The organism is Arthrobacter rhamnosi, from assembly GCF_054510975.1.
The window spans coordinates 328,342-347,660 of sequence record NZ_JBTNDN010000002.1 but is presented as its reverse complement, the minus strand read 5'-3'; the positions used below and the strand labels follow the sequence as shown (position 1 = coordinate 347,660).

Sequence of the window (19,319 nt, the reverse complement as noted above, 5' to 3'; positions counted from 1 at the left end):
CCTTCAGGACAATCAGAGCAGGCCGGGCAGACGCGGAGGGGCCGGACGGCAGTGCCGTCCGGCCCCTCGCCACGATGCCTAGCGGTCGAGGTCGCCGCGGATGAAGGCTTCGACCTTCTCGAAGGCGATGTCGTCTGCGTACTGCTCCGGCGGGGACTTCATGAAGTAGCTGGAGGCGGAGAGGATGGGGCCGCCGATGCCGCGGTCGAGGGCGATCTTCGCGGCACGGATTGCATCGATGATGACGCCTGCGGAGTTCGGTGAGTCCCAGACCTCGAGCTTGTACTCAAGGGAGACGGGGGCGTCGCCGAAGTTGCGGCCCTCGAGGCGCACGAACGCCCACTTGCGGTCGTCGAGCCAGGCGACGTAGTCGGAGGGGCCGATGTGCACGTCGTCGGCGTGCAGGTCCGCCTTGACGTTGGATGTCACGGCCTGGGTCTTGGAGATCTTCTTGGACTCGAGGCGGTCGCGCTCGAGCATATTCTTGAAGTCCATGTTGCCGCCGACGTTCAGCTGGTACGTGCGGTCGAGCGTGACCCCGCGGTCCTCGAACAGCTTGGCCATGACGCGGTGCGTGATCGTGGCACCGATCTGGCTCTTGATGTCGTCGCCGACGATGGGGACACCGGCCTCGGTGAACTTGTCGGCCCATTCCTTGGTGCCGGCGATGAAGACCGGGAGCGCGTTGACGAAGGCGACGCCGGCGTCGATGGCGCACTGGGCGTAGTACTTCGCGGCGTGCTCGGAGCCCACGGGCAGGTAGCAGACCAGGACGTCGGCCTTGGTGGCCTTGAGCTGTCCGACGATGTCGACGGGCTCCTCGTCGGACTCCACGATGGTCTCGCGGTAGTACTTGCCCAGGCCGTCGAGGGTGTGGCCGCGCTGGACGATGACGCCGGTCGGCGGGACGTCGGCGATCTTGATGGTGTTGTTCTCGCTGGCTCCGATGGCTTCGGCGAGGTCGTGGCCGACCTTCTTGCCGTCGACGTCGAATGCGGCCACGAACTGCACGTCGCCCACGTGGTACTTGCCGAACTCGACGTGCATCAGGCCGGGGACGGTGCTGGACGGGTCGGCGTCCCGGTAGTAGTGCACGCCCTGCACCAGCGATGCGGCGCAGTTGCCGACTCCAATAATTGCCACGCGAATGGGGTTCTGTCCCACAGTTCTCCTCGAAAGCCAGTTGAATGTGCCCGGCCGTCGTCGCCCGGGCGCGGTCGGCAGGAAATGCCAGTCTACGTTCAGTTTCCAACGCGCACGGATGCCGGGCCATTCCTTGCCCCCACGCTCTCCCTCGTCAAGCGGGCGCGCGTCCAGGGCCGGCGACGGTCTCAACGGTGCCCTCCCCGGCTACGCTCGGGGGATGACGTCGGGTACGGGGACACGCGGACCGTACCGCATCAGCATCCCCAGCCGCTCCGATCCCCTCCTCCGTCTCGGCGCCGAGCGGGTCGGAGGCCCGGTGGGCCGGCACGCGGACCCCGGACGGATCGCCCCACGATGGTTCACCGTGGAGAGGGTGCTGATCCTCCTCACGGTGTGCGCCGCCATCCTGGCCGTCCTGCTCAAGAACCCTTGCCGGGTGGAGGGATGGTCCTCTCCCGACTACTTCTACCGAGCGTGCTACTCGGACTGGGCGGAGCTCTACCAGAGCCGCGGTCTCGGCGAGGGGGTCCTGCCTTTCGTCACGCCCGGAGTGCTCTTCGAATATCCGGTGCTGCTCGGACTGCTGGCGTCCGCTACGGCGGTCGTCGTGGACCTGGTGGCCGGCGGCGCGCCTGCCGACGCGAAGGCCCTCCTGTACTTCGACGTGAATGCAGTGCTGATCACCGGCGTCTGGGTCCTGACGGTGCTGGCCACGCTCCGGCTCGCGAGCCGCCGTCCCTGGGATGCCGCCATCGTGGCGGCAGCCCCGGTCATCATCCTGTCCGGCACCATCAACTGGGACCTGTGGGCGGTACTGCTCGCGACGTCGGGCATGCTGGCCTTCGCCCGCAACCGGCCGGTCGTCGCAGGGGTCCTGTGGGGACTGGGCACGGCCGTGAAGCTCTACCCCGTCCTGCTGCTCGGTGCGGTCCTGGTGCTGGCTCTGCGGACAGGCCGGTTCCGGCCCTTCCTCCTCACGCTGGCGGGTACCGCGGGAGCATGGCTCGCCGTGAATCTCCCCTTTATGCTCCGAGATATGGCGGGATGGACATACTTCCTCACCTTCTCGGAATCGCGCGACGCCGGCTTCTCGTCGGGGTGGTACGTCTACAACGCCGTCGCCCGCCAGCTCGGCGCCGCGACACTTCCTCCCACGGTCATCACTGCAGGCGCCACCGCCCTCTTCGCACTCTCCTGCGTCGGCGTCGCAACCCTCACCCTGCTGGCCGGGCGGCGTCCCCGCCTGGCCCAGATCGCACTGCTGATCGTGGGCGCCTTCATCCTCTGCAACAAGGTCTACTCGCCGCAGTACGCGCTCTGGCTCGTGCCGCTGGTTGCGCTCGCCATCCCGCGATGGCGCGTGGTGCTCGTCTGGCAGCTCGTCGAAGCCCTGCACTGGGCGGCCATCTGGCTGTATCTCGGGGGCCGGACGAGCGGCGGCGCGGCCGAGCACAACCTGGGCCTCGGTCCCTATGCCTGGGCCGTCCTCGCTCATATTCTGGTGACGGCATATGTTATGGCGGCCGTCGTGGCGGAGATCCTCGCGCCGCAGCACGACGTGGTGCGGCGTATCGGCATCGACGATCCGCAGGGTGGCCCGTTCGACCGGGCACCTGACCGGCATACTCCCCGGGCAGGACGGCCCGTCCACCCGCGTGGGCTTCCGGCCCGGTCTGCTCCGATAGGCTGGCAGGACCGCGGGGACACCGCCCCCGTTCCGGTAGCCCAGGGCTCCGGAGCGGAGCACGACGGGCCGGTACGCGGCGGTTCATCGACCCGACCAGTGGAAGACCATCAGTGAGCGCAGCACCCCTGACCTACAGCAGGCTGGACAAGAGCGGTTTCGACGCCCTTGCCGACGGGCATCCCGACGTGGTGATCCCCCTCGAGCAGACGCCCTCCTGGGTCGAGTTCGAGCAGACCCTCGGGCGCAGGCCCCTGGGTATCTGGTCCTACACGGATGCCGCCGGCCGGCTCGTGGCCACCGCCGCCTACATCCACGTGGTGCGGCGCTTCCGCGAGTCCGTGGTGGTGGTGAACGGGCCCGTCTGGTTCGCCGACCGGACGCCCGCGGCCGAGCGCGCGCTCATGGAGACCGTGCGGCATCAGTTCCGCGAGGATCCGTCGGTCGATCCGCTCTACGTCCGCATGCAGGTGGCCACCCTCCAGGCACCCGCGACCGGTCCGATCGAGCATGGCTGGTACGAGCGGGAGATCGTGGTCGACCTGACCCCGTCCGAGGCGGATCTGCTCAAGAGCTTCCGGCCGAATGCCCGCAACAGTATTCGTCGCGCGCAGCGCAACGGTGTCGAGGTCAAGCACATTCCGCGGACGGAATGGAAGGATGTCTTCGCGACCCAGCTGTTCCCGATCATGCAGGAGACGGCCGAGCGCGACGGCTTCCAGTCCTTCGATTCGTCCTACTACGAGACGCTGCTGACCGTGCTGGGTGACCACCTCCGTCTCCTTGTCGCCTACCGCGACGGAGTGCCGCTGAGCTGGCTGATCACCACGGAGTACCGCGGCTACTCCGTGTACTACTTCGCGGGCAGCACCCATGAGGCGCGCAGCACCTTCGCCCCGTACCTGCTCCTGTGGGAGGCGTTCAAAGTCCTCAAGGAAGCCGGCAACACGGCGTGCGGCCTGACGGGCATCGTGAGCGACAACTATCCGGGCCTCGCCAACGTCACGACCTTCAAGAAGAATTTCTCGAAGAACGTCGTCGTGGTGCCCACCACCTACGACATCCCCCTGCGTCCTGTCCGCTATGCCGCCGTCGCGTCGCTGCTCACCGCGCGCCGTACTGCGCCATCGGCGGCGCGCGCCGTACTGCGTCGCGCTGCCGTCCTGGGTCGCAGGAGCAGGCGGGAACCCGTCAGCACCCCGGACACCTGACGCCGGGCGGGGTGCCCGCCCGGCAGGAGAGGAAGCCATGCCAGATGTCGAAGTCGTCGGAGCCGGTCCCAACGGACTCGCGGCCGCCGTCGTCATGGCCCGTGCGGGCCTCTCCGTCCGCGTCCATGAGGCAGCACCCACGCTCGGGGGCGGGTCCCGTTCCCTCGAACTCATGGAGAAGGGCCACCTCCACGACTTCTGCTCCGCGGTCCACCCCATGGCCCTCGCCTCGCCGTTCTTCCGCGCCTTCGAACTGAGCCGGCGGATCGGTTTCGCGGTCCCCGAGGTGTCCTTCGCACATCCGCTCGACGGCGGCAGGGCGGGCGTGGCCTACCGCAGCATGGAGAAGACGGTGGAGGGGCTCGGAGTCGACGGTGAGGCGTACCGCAGGCTCCTGCAGCCGCTCAGCGACCGCGAGCAGGCGATCCTCGCGTTCACGCTGAATTCCGTGCTGCGGTTCCCGAAGAAGCCGGAGGCCGCCCTGCGCTTCGCCCTCGCGGTCCTCGATCAGGGACTGCCCCTGTGGAACCGCCGTTTCCGGACGGACGAGGCGCGTGCCCTCACCACCGGGGTCATGGCACACCCCGTGGGGACCCTGCCGTCGCTCGCCGGGGCGGGAGCCGGCCTGACCCTGAACCTCCTCGCGCACACCGTCGGGTGGCCCATTCCCGTCGGAGGATCCCAGTCGATCGCGGACGCCCTGGCCCTCGACCTCCGCCGGCACGGTGGCGAGGTGGTGACCAACAGCCGGATCGAGACCCTGGCCGAGGTCTCCGATGCGCGGGTGGTGCTCCTCGACGTCGCACCGAAGACGTTCCGCGCCATGTCGAGGGGCCGGCTGCCGGCAGCCTACGAGCTGGCGCTCTCCGCCTTCACCTACGGGAACGCCTCCTGCAAGGTGGACTTCATCCTCTCCGCACCCGTGCCGTGGACGCACCCCGAGCTGCACAGGGCGGGCACAGCCCACCTCGGTGGGACGCGGGAGGAGATCGCCGCGGGCGAGAAGCAGGTGAACCAGGGCAGGCACCCCGACAGCCCGTACGTGCTGGTGTCGCAGCCGTCGTCGTTCGATCCGACCCGCGCACCGGAGGGGCGGCACACTCTCTGGACCTATTGCCACGTGCCGCGCGGCTCCACGCGGGACATGGCCGAGGCCGTGACGGCCCAGATCGAGCGGTTCGCCCCCGGCTTCCGCGACGTCGTGGTCCGACGCCACACGACGACGGCGAGCGAGCTCGAGGTGTACAACGCGAACTACGTGGGCGGCGACTTCAGCAGCGGCGCCGTGAACCTGCGACAGATCATCGCCCGTCCCGTACCGTCCCTGCAGCCGTGGGCCACGCCGATCAAGGGTGTCTACCTCTGCTCCCAGTCCACGCCCCCCGGCCCCGGCGTGCACGGCATGGCCGGGCTGAACGCGGCCAGGCTGGCGCTGAAGCGGGAATTCGGCCTGCCCGTGCCGGCCCTCGGGCTCTGAGAGGGCATTCCACGAGGAGAAGCACCCGGTAAGTTAGGTTATGCTTGCCTTGCCCTGCTGACAGGGACCTTCCTCCGCACGAAAGCCTCTGCATGTTCGCCAATTACCTGATCGGCCTGCGCGAGGGCCTAGAAGCCGCCCTCGTGGTGGTCATCCTCGTGGCGTACCTCGTGAAGATCCAGCGCCGGGACCTGTTGCCCGGGATCTGGCTCGGAGTGTCGCTGGCCGCCGCGCTGTCTCTCGGCTTCGGTGCACTGCTCACGTACGGCACCTATGGGCTGACGTTCGAGGCGCAGGAAGCCATCGGAGGCGCGCTGTCCATTCTCGCCGTCGGCCTCGTCACCTGGATGGTGTTCTGGATGGCCAGGACGGCGAAGAACCTGCGGGGGGAACTGCACGGCCAGGTCGACCGCCACCTGGCTGCCGGAGGCAAGGGCCTCGTCGTCGTCGCATTCCTCGCCGTCGGGCGTGAAGGACTGGAGACCGCCCTGTTCATCTGGTCCGCCGTCCAGGCCACGGGCCAGACCACGCAGCCGATCCTCGGAGCCTCGCTGGGACTCGCCTCCGCCGTCGTGCTCGGCTGGCTGTTCTACCGGGGCATGCTCAGCATCAACCTCTCGAAGTTCTTCACCTGGACCGGCGGCATGCTGATCGTCGTGGCGGCCGGAGTGCTGTCCTACGGCGTCCACGACCTCCAGGAAGCGGGCATCCTGCCCGGTCTCAACAGTCTTCTGTTCGACGTCAGTGCGGCAGTCCCTCCGTCGAGCTGGTACGGCACGCTCCTCAAGGGCACCGTAAACTTCTCGCCCGCCACCACCTGGTTCGAGGGCATCGCCTGGCTGCTCTACCTCCTTCCCACCATGACCCTGTTCATCCGGCGGAGCATGCGGCGGACGCCCGCTCCTGCCGCTGCACAGCACCCCGTTCCCCAAGGAGCCCATTGATCACCGCACGCCTTCCGCAACCGGCCGCCATCGTCGCTGCCTGCGGCATCCTCTTCGTGACCGCCTGCACGCCGAACGCCCCCGCCGGAACGGCTGCCGGCGGGACGGGCGAACTGAGCGTCACGAGCACAGCGGAGGACTGCTCCGTCTCGGCCGTCACCGCGGAGAGCGGTCCGCTGACCTTCACCATCACGAACTCGGGGGACCAGGTCACGGAGTTCTACCTCCTGGCGGAGGACGGGCTGCGCATCGTCTCCGAGGTCGAGAACATCGGCCCGGGCATCAGCCGCGACCTCGTCGTCAACGCCACCCCGGGTTCCTACTACACCGTCTGCAAGCCCGGCATGGTGGGCGACGGCGTGGGCCGGGCCGCCTTCACCGTGACGGACTCGGGGACCGCCGTCGAGCCGACCGGGGACGAGCAGGCGCAGATCGACGCCGCGCTGACCAACTACAAGGCCTACGTCAAGGACCAGGTGGACCAGCTGCTGACGGGCACCAAGGACTTCGCAGCCGCCTACGTGGCGGGGAACGACGACGAGGCACGCCGGCTCTACCCCACCACGCGCATGCACTTCGAGCGCGTGGAACCGGTGGCCGAGAGCTTCGGCGACCTCGATCCGAAGCTGGACAACCGCGAGGCGGACCTCGCCGAGGGCGAGAAGTGGACCGGCTGGCACCGCATCGAGAAGGACCTCTGGCCGCCGGCCGATGCCGGGTACGTACCCCTGACGCAGGCCGAGCGCGAGGCCGTCGCGGCCCAGCTCGTCAAGGACACCACCACGCTGCACTCCAGCATCCAGGGCATCGAACTGTCCCTCGACCAGCTCGCCAACGGTGCGATCGGGCTGATGGACGAGGTGGCCAACGGCAAGGTCACCGGCGAGGAGGAGATCTGGTCGGGCACCGACCTCTGGGACTTCCAGGGCAACGTCGAGGGCGCCCGTGTCCTCGCCGATGGTGTGCGGGGCCTGCTCGAGGCCAGGGACCCGGAGCTCGCAGCGACGCTCGACGCCGATTTCACCTCCCTCTCGACGGAACTCGACAAGCACCGCACGAGTGCGCCCGACGCCGCCCAGCGCGACATCGCCTACGTCTCCTACGGCGACCTGGCCTCCGAGGACGTGAAGGCGCTGTCGGACCGCGTCAACGCCCTCAGCGAACCACTCTCGCGGATCACCGCGGCACTGCTGGGCTAGCAGCCATGGCAGCAGGTGCGTTCCGGATCTCACGCCGCAGGGCGCTGTCCCTCGCCGGGGTCAGTGCCGCCGCGGGAGTCGGGGCGGGTGTCGCCGCAGGGCGTTCCGCGACCGACGCCTCGGCGGTCCCCGCCGACCCCGCCGCACTGAAGTACCCGTTCTACGGGGAGCACCAGGCGGGGATCACGACGCCCGCGCAGGACCGCCTGCACTTCGCCGTGTTCGATGTGGACGACATCCCGCGCGAGGAGCTCATCAGCCTCCTCCGGGACTGGACGGTCGCCGCTGCCCGCATGAGCCAGGGCGGGAGCGCGGGGCAGTTCGCGCCCGACTCCGGCCCGTACGAGGCGCCGCCCGAGGACACGGGCGAGGCGATGGACCTGGGCCCCACGGGACTCACCATCACGTTCGGCTTCGGCCCGACGCTCTTCACGGCGGCCGACGGCACCGACCGGTTCGGCATCGCCGCCCGGCGCCCCCGTGCCCTGGTCGATCTGCCCCGGTTCTCGGGGGACATGCTGGACGAGCGCATCAGCGGAGGCGACCTCTGTATCCAGGCGTGTGCCGACGATCCGCAGGTCGCCGTCCATGCCGTCCGGAACCTGTCCCGCATCGCCTTCGGACGGGCTTCGCTGCGCTACTCGCAGCTCGGCTTCGGCCGCACCTCGAGCACCAGCACCGCCCAGGTGACGCCCCGCAACCTCTTCGGCTTCAAGGACGGCACGGCCAACCTCAAGGCCGAGGACCCGGCAGCCGTCGACGAGCACGTGTGGGTCGCCGGCAGCGACGACCAGGCCTGGATGGCAGGCGGTTCGTACCTGGTGTCCCGGAAGATCCGCATGAACATCGAGCCGTGGGACCGCACGCGCCTCTCCGAGCAGGAACGCGCCATCGGCCGGACCAAGGGCCAGGGCGCACCCCTGTCCGGCGGCGACGAGTTCACGGCCCCCGACTTCTCGATGCCCGGCAGCGGCGGGAAACCCATCATCGCGGAACAGGCCCACGTTCGGCTGGCGCACCCCGATACCAATGGCGGTGTCCGCATGCTCCGGCGCGGCTACAACTTCGTGGACGGCAACGACGACCTCGGGCGCCTCGACGCGGGCCTGTTCTTCCTCTGCTTCCAGCGCGACCCCGAGCGCTCCTTCATCCCCGTGCAGACCCGGCTGGCGGGGTCGGACCTGCTCAACGAGTACACCCGCCACGTGGGGTCCGCGATCTTCGCTGTTCCCGGTGGCGCGGCCGAGGGAAGCTACGTCGGGGCGCGGCTCTTCGAGTCCTGACCCGATGCCCTGACCCGCCCGGTCATCGTCCCGCCAGGACGACGGATCATCCCGACGGCGGGAACGACGCCGCCTCAGTCCTTCGGCTGCAGGACGCGCCGGGCGGCCTCGACGGCCGAGGCGCGATGGGCGGACAGCGGCGTATCGGCCGCGTTCTCATGGGCGACCAGGGGTGCCTGGACCCATGCCTGCGCGATGCTGAAGAGGATCGGCAGGAGTTCCTCCGGCGCCCACGACCGGTCGACGTGGCCCAGGTCCTGCGCCTTCCGGAGGGCGTCCAGCTTGACGTCGGGCCGGGCTCCCATGCCGGGCAGGTCGTAGTCGACACCCTCGAGCCGGGCCCAGGTGAGCATCCGAAGGATGTCGGGGTGTTCATGCGTGTGATCGAAGAGGCGGCCCACGAAGGCCGGTACGTCGGCGGGATCGAGGGCCACGGCGGCGTGGAACTCGGCCGCGTTCACGTCGAGCACGGCCTGGAACAGGGCGGCCTTGTCGGTGAAGTGCGCGTAGAGGCGCTCCTTGCTGGCACTGGCCGCCTTCGCGATCCGGTCGATGCGCGCTCCCGCGAGCCCGTAGGCGGCGAATTCGCCCCGGGCGGCCAGGAGGATGCGGGAACGTACGTCCGTCGTCGAGGGCATTCCACGAGTATACCCAAACGAACTAGTTCGTTTGACTTTGCCGCGCACCCGCCCCTACCCTCGGAACGACACCATTTCTGAGGAGCACCATGACCACCCACCCTTCGGGTCCTTCCGTCGCGCCTACCGTGGACGACACCCCGGCGAAGGCCCCCGCGAACCGCTGGCTCGTGCTGGCCATCGTCGCGCTGGCCCAGCTCACCGTCGTGCTCGACGGGACCATCGTGAACATCGCCCTGCCCCAGGCCCAGGCCGAACTCGGCATGTCCGACAGCGACCGCAGCTGGGTCGTCACGCTCTACGCCCTGACCTTCGGCGCGCTCCTCCTCCTCGGCGGGCGCATCGCCGACTTCTGGGGCCGGAAGCGCTCCTTCCTCGTCGGCATGGGCGGCTTCGCCCTCGCCTCGGGCATCGGCGGCCTCGCGGCGTCGGGGGACGTGCTCCTGCTCGCCCGCGGGCTCCAGGGCGTGTTCGCCGCACTGCTGGCGCCGGCCGCGCTCGCCATCCTCTCGGTCACGTTCCCCGGCGGCAAGGACCGCGTGCGGGCCTTCGCGGTGTACGGCACGATCGCCGGCGGCGGAGCGGCCATCGGCCTCCTGCTGGGCGGCGTCCTGACCGAGTACTTCAGCTGGCACTGGTGCCTCCTCGTGAACGTGCCCATCGCCGTCGTGGCCATCGCCGTCGGGCTCCGCGTGCTCCGCGAGAGCCGCGCCGAGGGAAGCACCCGCTACGACGTCCCCGGAGCCCTGCTCGTGAGCCTCGGCCTCGCCTCCGTGGTGTACGGGTTCTCGCGTGCCGAAGCCGGCTGGGGGCGTGCCGACACCCTGGGCTTCCTGGCCGTCGGCGTGGTGCTGCTGGCCCTGTTCCTCCTCGTCGAGGCTCGCGCGGCACACCCCCTGCTGCCGCTGCGCATCATCACCGACCGGGTACGGGCCGGCGCGTACCTGACCTCCATCGCGGTGGGTGCCGCGCTGCTCGGCGCGCTGCTCTACCTGACGCTGTATTTCCAGATCGTCCTCGGCATGAGCCCGCTGGTCTCCGGGCTCGCGTCCCTGCCCATGACGGCGGCCATCATGGTGTCCGCCGGCGTCGTCACGCGCCTCCTGCCGACCGTGGGACCCCGCATCCTCATGACGGTCGGCCCGCTGGTCGCCGCGGCGGGCCTGCTGCTGCTCAGCCGCATCACCGGCGGTTCCTACGCCCTCGAGGTGCTGCCCGCGCAGATCCTGCTCGGCATGGGCCTTGCGCTCATCTTCGTGCCGCTGCAGAACGTCGCACTCCTCGGCATCGCACCCCGTGATTCCGGTGTCGCCAGCGCTGCCGTCTCCGCGACCCAGCAGATCGGCGGATCCATCGGGACGGCGGTCTTCACCGCGCTCTACGCGGCGGCCGCTGCAACCGGCACGCCCGAGGGCTCGGCAGGTGGACTGCAGTCGCTGGTGGACGGGTACTCCGTGGTGTTCGTGGCCGCCGCGGCGGCCCTCGCACTCGCATCGCCCATCTCGTGGTTCCTGGTCGACGTCGCGCGGGACGAATTCACGACATCGGACGAGGCGGTCCACCTGGGCTAGGAACCGTCCCGGGGCGGATCCGGTGGCCCGTGCAGCACCCACGCGGTCGGAGACCCCGCTGCCCGCCAGGAAGTCCACCGGGCCGGCAGGTGCGACAGCATCAGCCCGTTGGGCCGGCCGCCGGGAGGGCCACCCGGTGGCGGCCCGGCCAGAAAATCGGGAGAACGGCCGCGACGCTCCCGGGTCGTTGCTCCATCATCTGGCAGTGTGGGAGCCATGACATCCGACCCCGATTCGCGTGTTGCACTCGTCATCGAAGATGACGCCGACGTGCGGCAGTTGCTGGTCATGACACTGGGCATGAACGGCTTCACCACTCTCGAGGCCGAGAACGGACGGCAGGGCGTCGCGCTCGTGCGGGAACGCCAGCCCGACCTCGTGACCCTCGATCTCAACCTCCCGGACATCGACGGAGTGGAGGTCTGCCGTCAGATCCGGCCGCTGACCGATGCCTACGTCATCATGATCACGGCGCGGCAGGACGAGATCGACCGGTTGATCGGCCTCGAGATCGGCGCCGATGACTTCGTGGTCAAGCCCTTCAGTCCGCGTGAGGTCGGTGCGCGCGTGAACGCGATGTTCCGCCGTCCGCGGAGTACCGTCCGCAGCGTGTCGCAGCCTCTGCTGGTGGCCGGACCTGAGGCGGTAGAAGCGCCGCAGGTGGCACCCACGACGACGGTGGCCCCGCCGGAACAGGTGGAGGGATTGCTGACCCATGGGCCGATCAGCATCGATACCGAGGGCCGGATCGCGATGCTCGACGGCGTCGAGCTCCCACTGACCCGGATCGAGTTCGACCTCCTGGCCACGCTCGTGTCCGGCCCGCGCCGGGTCTGGCAGCGGGAGACCCTGCTCGCCCGCATCTGGGGTGACGGCTGGGTCAACGACCAGCACCTCGTCGAGGTGCACATCCGGAACCTGCGGAAGAAGCTGAACGAGGACACGAAGGCGCCGCGGTTCATCCGCACCGTGCGCGGTGTCGGCTACCGGATGATGCCGCCCAGCGCGGACTGAAATTCCGTTCCGAGGCGCTGCAACCGCAGGGCGAGCGCGGGGTGTTCCGAGGGCTCATCGAGGAGTTCCAGGGCTGAGGACGAGGCCTCCACGAGCCGGAGCGCTCCCACCATCGAGGCGCTCGCCTTGAGGCTGAGGAGTGCGACGACGGCGGCGTCAGCGTCGTGCGCGGCCAAGGCGGCCTCGATCAAGCGGATCCGCTGCGGAAGCATCTCCCCGAACAGCTCGGCGAACCGGACCGCGCACTCCTGGCTGGAGAGCTCCGTCCCCAGGTCATCGAGGATCCGCGGGTCGAGCACGGGAAGCTGCACATCGGTCCTGTCGGTTGCGGTCTGACCCTGCTGACGTACGCCCGGAGATCCGGAGGGAAGGCCGATCGTCGTCACGCCTGCTCCTTGTGCTGCCGGTAATTCCTGCTGATCCGATCCCGTCCGGCGGAATGCGGCGGTGGAAGCTGCCTGCCGGCCCCGGTGGACGGTCCGGGGCCGGCAGGAAGATCACGGAGTGCTTGCTCCTGACCTCCAGTCTGGTCGGCGCCGCTCAATGGCGCCGTAGCCGAAGGGCGAAAGAAAACCGAAGAAAGAGCGAAGGCTGCTCGGCCCGTTCCGTCACTGCGATGGGCGGTGGGTACGCCGACTCCTAGGCAGCGGCTGCTCCGCGCGCCACGGAGGTGGCGTCCCGGGTGGTGGTGCGGATGCGGTAGAGGCTGGAAGTGGCGGCGATGTAGAGGGTGCGGCCGTCGTCGCCGCCGAAGCACAGGTTGCCGATCTTCTCCGGCACCGCGATGCGCAGGATCCGCTCCCCGGAGGGCGCGAAGACCTGGACGGCATCCAGGCTCGAGCTCCAGACGTTGCCGTGCTCGTCGACGCGGATCCCGTCCGGCAACCCGGGCGAGACCTCCGTGAAGACCCTGCCGTTCTTGGCATGCCGGCCTCCATAGACGTCGTAGGCGTGGATCGCGTGCCCCACCGGCCGGTCGGGGTCCATCTCGCCGCTCGCCGGGGACAGTGAGGAGTCCGTGACGTAGAGGGTTTTCTCGTCCGGGGAGAACGCGAGCCCGTTGGGGGCTTCGACATCCATCACCACGGGCAGGATCGAGCCGTCGCCCGGATCGAAACGGAACACGTACCGGTCCCCGTACTCCTCCTCGCCTGCGTGCCCTTCCTCGGGACGCATGATCCCGTACGACGGGTCGCTGAACCAGATGGTGCCGTCGGACTTCACGACGACGTCGTTGGGTGAGTTCAGCCGTACGTCACCGAACCGGTCGACCAGCGTGTGCGGCGCCGGGCCCGCCCCCGGCCGCACAGCGTTGTCACGCTGAAGGGCGCGGCGGCCGTGGGAGCACTCGACGACGTTCCCGTCGAGGTCGAGGGTACGTCCGTTAGTGAACTCGGCATCGTCGTCGAAGACCGTAAGGTCCCCCGTTTCCTCACTGAATTCGACGATCCGGTTGCTGTGGATGTCACTGAAGCGGACACAGCGGCGCTGCGGCAGCCATACCGGTCCTTCCGCCCAGACAGCGCCGGTGGCGACCTGCTGGAGCGCAGAGCCTTGCTCGAGAAGAGGTGATGTCGTCGTCATGGGGAAACCCTAGGCGAGCATCTCCCGGACCATCGGGATGACCTTCGTGCCGTAGAGCTCGATGCTGTGCATGAGCTTCTCGTGCGGCAGGGGGCCGGCGCTGTACTTCATGTCGAAGCGGTCGATCCCGAGGGTCTGCGCCGTCGCCGCGATCTTCCGCGCGACCGTCTCCGGGGATCCGACGTAGAGGGAGCCGAAGTCCGCCTCCTGGTCGAACTCGGCGCGCGTCGTCGGGCCCCAGCCGCGCTCGCGGCCGATGCGGTCGCGCATGATCCGGTTGTCCGGCCACAGCTCCTCGCGGGCCTGCTCGTCGGAGTCGGCGATGTAGCCGGGAGAGTGGACGCCGATGGGCAGCGGGGGCTGGCCGAGCTGCGTCAGCGCCCGGTGGTACAGGTCCACGTAGGGGGCGAAGCGCGCAGGGTCGCCGCCGATGATCGCGAGCATGAGGGGCATGCCGTAGCGGGCGGCCCGCACCACGGATTCGGGACTGCCGCCGACGCCGATCCAGGTCTTCAGGCGGCCGCCCTCGGTCTTGGGGTACACCTCGTGGTTGTCCAGGCCGGGGCGGGTGGTACCGGACCAGGTGACCGGGCCCTCCTTGATCAGCTCGGAGAAGAGGTCGAGCTTCTCCTCGAAGAGGCGCTCGTAGTCGGAGAGGTCGTAGCCGAAGAGCGGGAAGGATTCCGTGAAGGACCCGCGGCCCAGGATGACCTCGGCGCGGCCGTTGGAGGCGGCGTCGAGTGTGGCGAACCGCTGGTACACGCGCACCGGGTCGTCCGAGCTGAGGACGGTCACGGCCGAGCCGAGGCGGATGCGCTTCGTCTGCCCTGCGATGGCGGCGAGGACGGTCTCGGGTGCGGAGACGGCGAAATCGTCCCGGTGGTGCTCACCGACGCCGATGAAGTCGACCCCGACCTCGTCGGCGAGGACGGCCTCGGCGATCACATTGCGGATGACCTGCGGGTAGGGGACGGGATTGCCGTCCTGCCCGCGCGTGACATCACCGAAGGTGTCGAGTCCGAGTTCCAGTTCGCGTGCCATGGTGTCGCTCCCGTGCTTGGTGTTCCGACCCGCGTCGGGCCTGCTAGGAGAACCGACCCGCCGTCGGGGTTATTCCATGCAAAGGTATGAATGTGGTCCATCCGCCGTCGGACTACCCCCGCCGTCCGCAGTTCTGCCGGACCTCCGCAGCGCGGTCGGCGCGATCGATGCTCGCGGGGTCGGTGAGGTCGACGCCCGCCCGCGCCGCTGCGGCCCGCGCCGCCGGGCTCTTCAGGTCCGGCGCGACGAATTTCTTCGGTGTGATCCTCGCGTCCTCCGCCGCGTAGCCCTGTTGCTGCTGCGTGAGCGCGGGAGCGGACAGCTCGGCGGACTGCACGGTCGCCTGCGTGACACTGACGAGGCTTCCGGTGAGGGTCGGGCTGAGCAGCGGCACGTATCCCGAGGCGTGCCCGGTCCTGTTGGGATGGTAGGACTCCGACGTCGGACTCGAGAGCCCGTTGAGCCATTCGACGTTGTCGCACACCGCATGTCCCACGAAGGGGACGGTGGGGTTGCCGAAGGTGAAGCCGGCAGCGGCTGCCGCCGTCGCCGTCGTGCGATTGAGGAGGTCCGCGGTCGCGTTCAGCCGCGCTTCCTCGGTGGGCGAGAACCAGGTGCCCGCATTGCAGTCCTCCCCGTTGAAGAGCCGCGGGTACCCGGCGATCGTCACGGAGGCCTGCGGCGCACGCGCCCGGATCTGCGCGTACAGCGACGCGAGGCTGGCCGGCAGCTGGTTGACGATGAAGGCCTGGGAGCGGTCGATGGCCGCGTTGCAGTTGCTCATCCAGGCCGGCTTCGCGCACTCCGTGAGGACGGGCACGAAGGAGGCGTCATTCCCGCCGACGCTCAGCGAGACGTAGGACGTCGTGGGGGACAGGGCGCCGAGCTGCGTCGCGACGACGTCGGGGACCGTCGCCCCCGAGCAGGCGCGGAAGTTGAGGGCGTAGCCCTTGGCGCTCGCGATGAGCGAGGGATACGCGTAGACGGAGCGTTGGCAGGAGGTCCCGTCCGCGAGGTACGAGCGCGTTCCCGTGCCCGAGGAGTAGGAGTCGCCGAGGGCGACGTAGGACGCACTCGCCGCGCTTGCAGGCGCGGGCACCATGACGGCGGCTACCAGCGCCAGGGCGGCGGCGGCCGAGCGGAGGCGGGGAATCGGCATTGAGACTCCAGGTGCTCGAGAGGCGTGTGGCTCCACGGTAGTCCCGCTGTCCCGCGCGCGACAGGACCCCGTGAGAGGTTTCCGCAACCCTTCCCCGGTGCCGGTGCAGGCGCTATCGTCCCGCCTCGGGCACGGCTATCTTTGCCTCCGATCCGCCCGGCGCGGTAAGCTGTGTGGCGGCTCACAGGCCGCACACCCCAACTGAATATGCCACTGATCTGCAGCGGGAGAGTCCTGCCGTCGACACAAAACCGGCAGGCGCCGTAGGAGCAAATCCTCCCCAGGAATCTCTCAGGCCCAGTACCGCTGCGGATAGGCAACTCTGGAAAGCAGCATCGGGCACGCCCGGCGCTCACCGACGGTGCAAGCAGGCGCGGAGCCCTGCGGAAACTCTCAGGTCCCACACAGAGCGGGGAGGAACCCGACCAGGCACGCGCCACCGCGCTTCCTTCTGACGTACGGAGTTCCCCATGACCGCCTCGCTCGACTCCCGACCCGGCACCGCACAGGATGCCGCATCCGGCGCCGCATCCACCTTCGCCGACCGCCACATCGGCCCGCGTACCCCCGATGCTGCCCGCATGCTCGAGGTCCTCGGCTACCCGAGCCTGGAGAAGCTCGTGGACATGGCGGTTCCCGCCAGCATCCGCCTGGACCGTGCGCTGGACCTGCCGGCGGCCCTCAGCGAGACCGAGGTGCTGGCGCAGCTCCGGCGCATCGCGGGCCGCAACCGGACCGCCGTCCAGATGATCGGCCAGGGCTACTTCGACACCGTCACGCCGCCGGTGATCCGCCGCAACGTGCTGGAGTCGCCCGCCTGGTACACGGCCTACACGCCCTACCAGCCGGAGATCTCCCAGGGCCGGCTCGAGGCCCTCCTGAACTTCCAGACGATGGTGCAGGACCTCACCGCCCTCGACATCGCGAACGCCTCGCTGCTCGACGAAGCCTCCGCCGTCGCCGAGGCCGTCCTCCTGATGCGCCGCTCCGGCAAGAACAAGGGCCGCACTGTGATCGACGCCGACGCCCTCCCGCAGACGGTCGCCGTCGTGCGCGGCCGCGCCGAGGCGCTCGGGTTCGACGTCGAGATCGCCGATCTCTCGGCCGGCCTGCCCGACGGCGACATCAACGGCGTCGTCCTGCAGCAGCCCGGCGCCTCGGGCGCGCTGCGCAACCACGCAGCCGTCATCAGCGCGGCCAAGGAGCGCGGTGCACTCGTCACGGTCGCCGCCGATCTCCTGTCCCTGACGCTCATCACGGCTCCGGGCGAGCAGGGCGCGGACATCGCCGTCGGCTCCGCCCAGCGTTTCGGCGTGCCCCTCTTCTTCGGTGGCCCCCACGCGGCATACATGGCGGTGCGCAAGGGCCTCGAGCGTATGCTGCCGGGCCGCCTCGTGGGTGTCTCCAAGGATGCCGACGGCGCACCCGCCTACCGCCTGGCACTGCAGACCCGCGAGCAGCACATCCGCCGCGAGAAGGCCACGAGCAACATCTGCACCGCACAGGCGCTGCTGGCGATCGTCGCCTCCATGTACGCCGTGTACCACGGTCCCGAGGGGCTGACGGCGATCGCGCGCACCACCCACCAGCGCGCCGTCGCCCTGGCCGCCGCCCTCGAGGGCTCCGATGCCGCCGTCGTGCACGAGGCGTTCTTCGACACCCTCCTGGTCCGCGTGCCGGGCAAGGCCGCCGAGTACGCCGACAAGGCCGAGGCGCAGGGCTACAACCTCCGCCGCGTCGACGCCGACCACCTCGGCATCTCCTGCGACGAGACGACGACTCCCGAGCACATCGCCGCTGTCGCGGCGGTCTTCGGCGGCACCACCGGAGGATCCGCGGCCGGCCGGGACAGGATCCCCGCGGACCTGCACCGGACGTCCGATTTCCTGACGCACCCGGTCTTCTCGCTGCACCGCTCGGAGACAGCGATGCTCCGCTACCTGCGCAGGCTCTCGGACAAGGACCTCGCGCTGGACCGCACCATGATCCCGCTGGGCTCCTGCACCATGAAGCTCAACGCGACCGTCGAGATGGAATCCATCTCCTGGCCCGAGTTCGCCTCGATCCACCCCTTCGCCCCCGAGCACCAGACCGAGGGCTGGCGCGAGCTGATCACGGACCTCGAGGAGCGCCTCGCCGAAATCACCGGCTACGCCCGCGTGTCCCTGCAGCCCAACGCCGGGTCCCAGGGCGAGCTGGCGGGCCTGCTCGCCATCCGCGGCTACCACCGCTCGCGGGGCGACGAGAACCGTACCGTCTGCCTGATCCCGTCCTCCGCGCACGGCACGAACGCGGCCTCCGCGGTCCTCGCCGGGATGAAGGTCGTGGTGGTCGGTACCGCCGCGAACGGCAACATCGACCACGACGACCTGCTCGCCAAGATCGAGCAGCACGCGGAGAACCTCTCCGCCATCATGATCACCTACCCCTCGACGCACGGCGTGTTCGAGGAGGACGTCCGCTGGGTCTGCGAGAAGGTGCACGACGCCGGCGGCCAGGTCTACATCGACGGCGCCAACCTCAACGCCCTCGTGGGCCTCGCGCAGCCTGGCGAGTTCGGCGGCGACGTCTCCCACCTGAACCTGCACAAGACCTTCTGCATCCCGCACGGCGGCGGGGGACCCGGCGTCGGTCCCGTGGCCGTGGCCGCGCACCTCGCCCCGTTCCTGCCCGGGGACGCCAACCGGGACATCGCGACCGACGGCGGACCGGATGCCGCGGGCGGCACGCCCGTCTCCGGGTCAATGTACGGGTCGGCCGGTGTCCTGCCCATCTCCTGGGCCTACATCGCGCTCATGGGGGCGGAAGGGCTCACCAGCGCGACGGCGCATGCGCTGCTCGCCGCCAACTACGTCGCCGCGCGCCTGACAAAGCACTTCCCCGTGCTCTACACGGGCGTCCAGGGCCTTGTCGCGCACGAATGCATCCTGGACCTCCGCCCGCTGACGGCCGCGACCGGCGTCACCGCGGAGGACGTCGCCAAGCGCCTCATCGACTACGGCTTCCACGCCCCCACGCTGTCCTTCCCCGTGGCGGGCACGCTGATGGTCGAGCCGACGGAATCCGAGGACCTGGCCGAACTGGATCGCTTCATCTCGGCGATGATCGCGATCAAGGGCGAGATCGACCGCGTGGCGGCCGGTGAGTTCAGCATCGAGGAGAGCCCGCTGCGCCAGGCGCCCCACACCGCGCAGGTCCTCGTCCGGGACGAGTGGACGCAGTCCTACCCCCGCGAGCTCGCGGCGTACCCGCTGCGTTCCCTGCGCTCCGACAAGTACTTCCCGCCGGTGCGCAGGATCGACGGCGCCCACGGCGACCGCAACCTCATCTGCTCCTGCCCGCCCATCGAAGCCTTCGAAGACTAGGAA

General features: G+C 69.5%; 15 protein-coding genes and 1 riboswitch. Of the genes, 9 read left to right on the top strand and 6 right to left on the bottom strand.

Annotation, left to right across the window (positions count from 1 at the left end; translation table 11 throughout):
* Positions 1-78 precede the first annotated feature (78 nt).
* Positions 79-1,164 carry an inositol-3-phosphate synthase gene (locus tag ACX80J_RS05960; RefSeq protein WP_459344144.1) on the bottom strand — a complete coding sequence of 362 codons (1,086 nt, stop codon included), beginning with the start codon at positions 1,162-1,164 and terminating at the stop codon, positions 79-81.
* Positions 1,165-1,363: 199 nt separating this feature from the next.
* Here ACX80J_RS05960 and ACX80J_RS05955 point away from each other — a divergent pair, with 199 nt between their 5' ends.
* The 6 genes from ACX80J_RS05955 to efeB all read left to right on the top strand — a co-directional run bounded on the left by ACX80J_RS05955 (position 1,364) and on the right by efeB (position 8,944).
* Positions 1,364-2,947 carry a glycosyltransferase family 87 protein gene (locus ACX80J_RS05955; protein ID WP_459347167.1) on the top strand — a complete coding sequence of 528 codons (1,584 nt, stop codon included), beginning with the start codon at positions 1,364-1,366 and terminating at the stop codon, positions 2,945-2,947.
* On the top strand, positions 2,944-4,041 hold the full coding sequence (locus ACX80J_RS05950) for a lipid II:glycine glycyltransferase FemX (protein WP_459347166.1): 1,098 nt from the start codon (positions 2,944-2,946) through the stop codon (positions 4,039-4,041). Before ACX80J_RS05955 ends, ACX80J_RS05950 begins: the two co-directional genes overlap by 4 nt.
* A gap of 37 nt (positions 4,042-4,078) precedes the next feature.
* Positions 4,079-5,518 (top strand): phytoene desaturase family protein, encoded by a 1,440-nt coding sequence (locus tag ACX80J_RS05945; protein ID WP_459347165.1) that lies wholly within the window; start codon positions 4,079-4,081, stop codon positions 5,516-5,518.
* 92 nt (positions 5,519-5,610) lie between these two features.
* Positions 5,611-6,462 (top strand): iron uptake transporter permease EfeU, encoded by an 852-nt coding sequence (gene efeU, locus ACX80J_RS05940; RefSeq protein WP_459344140.1) that lies wholly within the window; start codon positions 5,611-5,613, stop codon positions 6,460-6,462.
* A complete protein-coding gene (gene efeO, locus ACX80J_RS05935; protein WP_459347164.1) occupies positions 6,459-7,661 on the top strand; it encodes an iron uptake system protein EfeO in 1,203 nt (400 codons plus the stop codon). The genes efeU and efeO overlap by 4 nt, the downstream gene beginning before the upstream one ends.
* 5 nt (positions 7,662-7,666) lie before the next feature.
* Complete coding sequence (gene efeB / locus ACX80J_RS05930; protein ID WP_459347163.1) at positions 7,667-8,944, top strand: iron uptake transporter deferrochelatase/peroxidase subunit; 1,278 nt, start codon at positions 7,667-7,669, stop codon at positions 8,942-8,944.
* Positions 8,945-9,018: 74 nt separating this feature from the next.
* Here the strand turns inward: efeB and ACX80J_RS05925 are convergent, their stop codons facing one another.
* Positions 9,019-9,582, bottom strand: a complete 564-nt coding sequence (locus ACX80J_RS05925) for a TetR family transcriptional regulator (protein WP_459344137.1) — start codon at positions 9,580-9,582, stop codon at positions 9,019-9,021.
* An 89-nt stretch (positions 9,583-9,671) separates the two neighbouring features.
* Between ACX80J_RS05925 and ACX80J_RS05920 the strand changes: the two genes are divergently transcribed.
* Both ACX80J_RS05920 and ACX80J_RS05915 read left to right on the top strand, forming a co-directional pair.
* A complete protein-coding gene (locus ACX80J_RS05920; RefSeq protein WP_459347162.1) occupies positions 9,672-11,153 on the top strand; it encodes an MFS transporter in 1,482 nt (493 codons plus the stop codon).
* Between the two features lie 216 nt (positions 11,154-11,369).
* Complete coding sequence (locus tag ACX80J_RS05915; protein WP_459347161.1) at positions 11,370-12,167, top strand: response regulator transcription factor; 798 nt, start codon at positions 11,370-11,372, stop codon at positions 12,165-12,167.
* Here the strand turns inward: ACX80J_RS05915 and ACX80J_RS05910 are convergent.
* The 4 genes from ACX80J_RS05910 to ACX80J_RS05895 form a co-directional block, all read right to left on the bottom strand.
* Positions 12,137-12,553 carry a hypothetical protein gene (locus tag ACX80J_RS05910; protein ID WP_459344134.1) on the bottom strand — a complete coding sequence of 139 codons (417 nt, stop codon included), beginning with the start codon at positions 12,551-12,553 and terminating at the stop codon, positions 12,137-12,139. The two genes, ACX80J_RS05915 and ACX80J_RS05910, sit on opposite strands and share 31 nt — an antisense overlap.
* A 253-nt stretch (positions 12,554-12,806) precedes the next feature.
* Positions 12,807-13,751, bottom strand: coding sequence for an SMP-30/gluconolactonase/LRE family protein (locus ACX80J_RS05905; RefSeq protein ID WP_459347160.1), 945 nt, complete (start codon positions 13,749-13,751; stop codon positions 12,807-12,809).
* Positions 13,752-13,760: 9 nt separating this feature from the next.
* Entirely contained in the window at positions 13,761-14,792 is a 1,032-nt protein-coding gene (locus tag ACX80J_RS05900) for an LLM class flavin-dependent oxidoreductase (protein ID WP_459347159.1), read from the bottom strand.
* Positions 14,793-14,904: 112 nt separating this feature from the next.
* Positions 14,905-15,951, bottom strand: a complete 1,047-nt coding sequence (locus tag ACX80J_RS05895; RefSeq protein WP_459347158.1) for an SGNH/GDSL hydrolase family protein — start codon at positions 15,949-15,951, stop codon at positions 14,905-14,907.
* Positions 15,952-16,165: 214 nt separating this feature from the next.
* Positions 16,166-16,267: riboswitch (glycine riboswitch) on the top strand.
* Between the two features lie 154 nt (positions 16,268-16,421).
* On the opposite strand from ACX80J_RS05895, the gene gcvP reads away from it, so the two are divergent.
* Complete coding sequence (gcvP, locus tag ACX80J_RS05890; protein WP_459347157.1) at positions 16,422-19,316, top strand: aminomethyl-transferring glycine dehydrogenase; 2,895 nt, start codon at positions 16,422-16,424, stop codon at positions 19,314-19,316.
* The last annotated feature ends 3 nt before the right edge of the window (positions 19,317-19,319 follow it).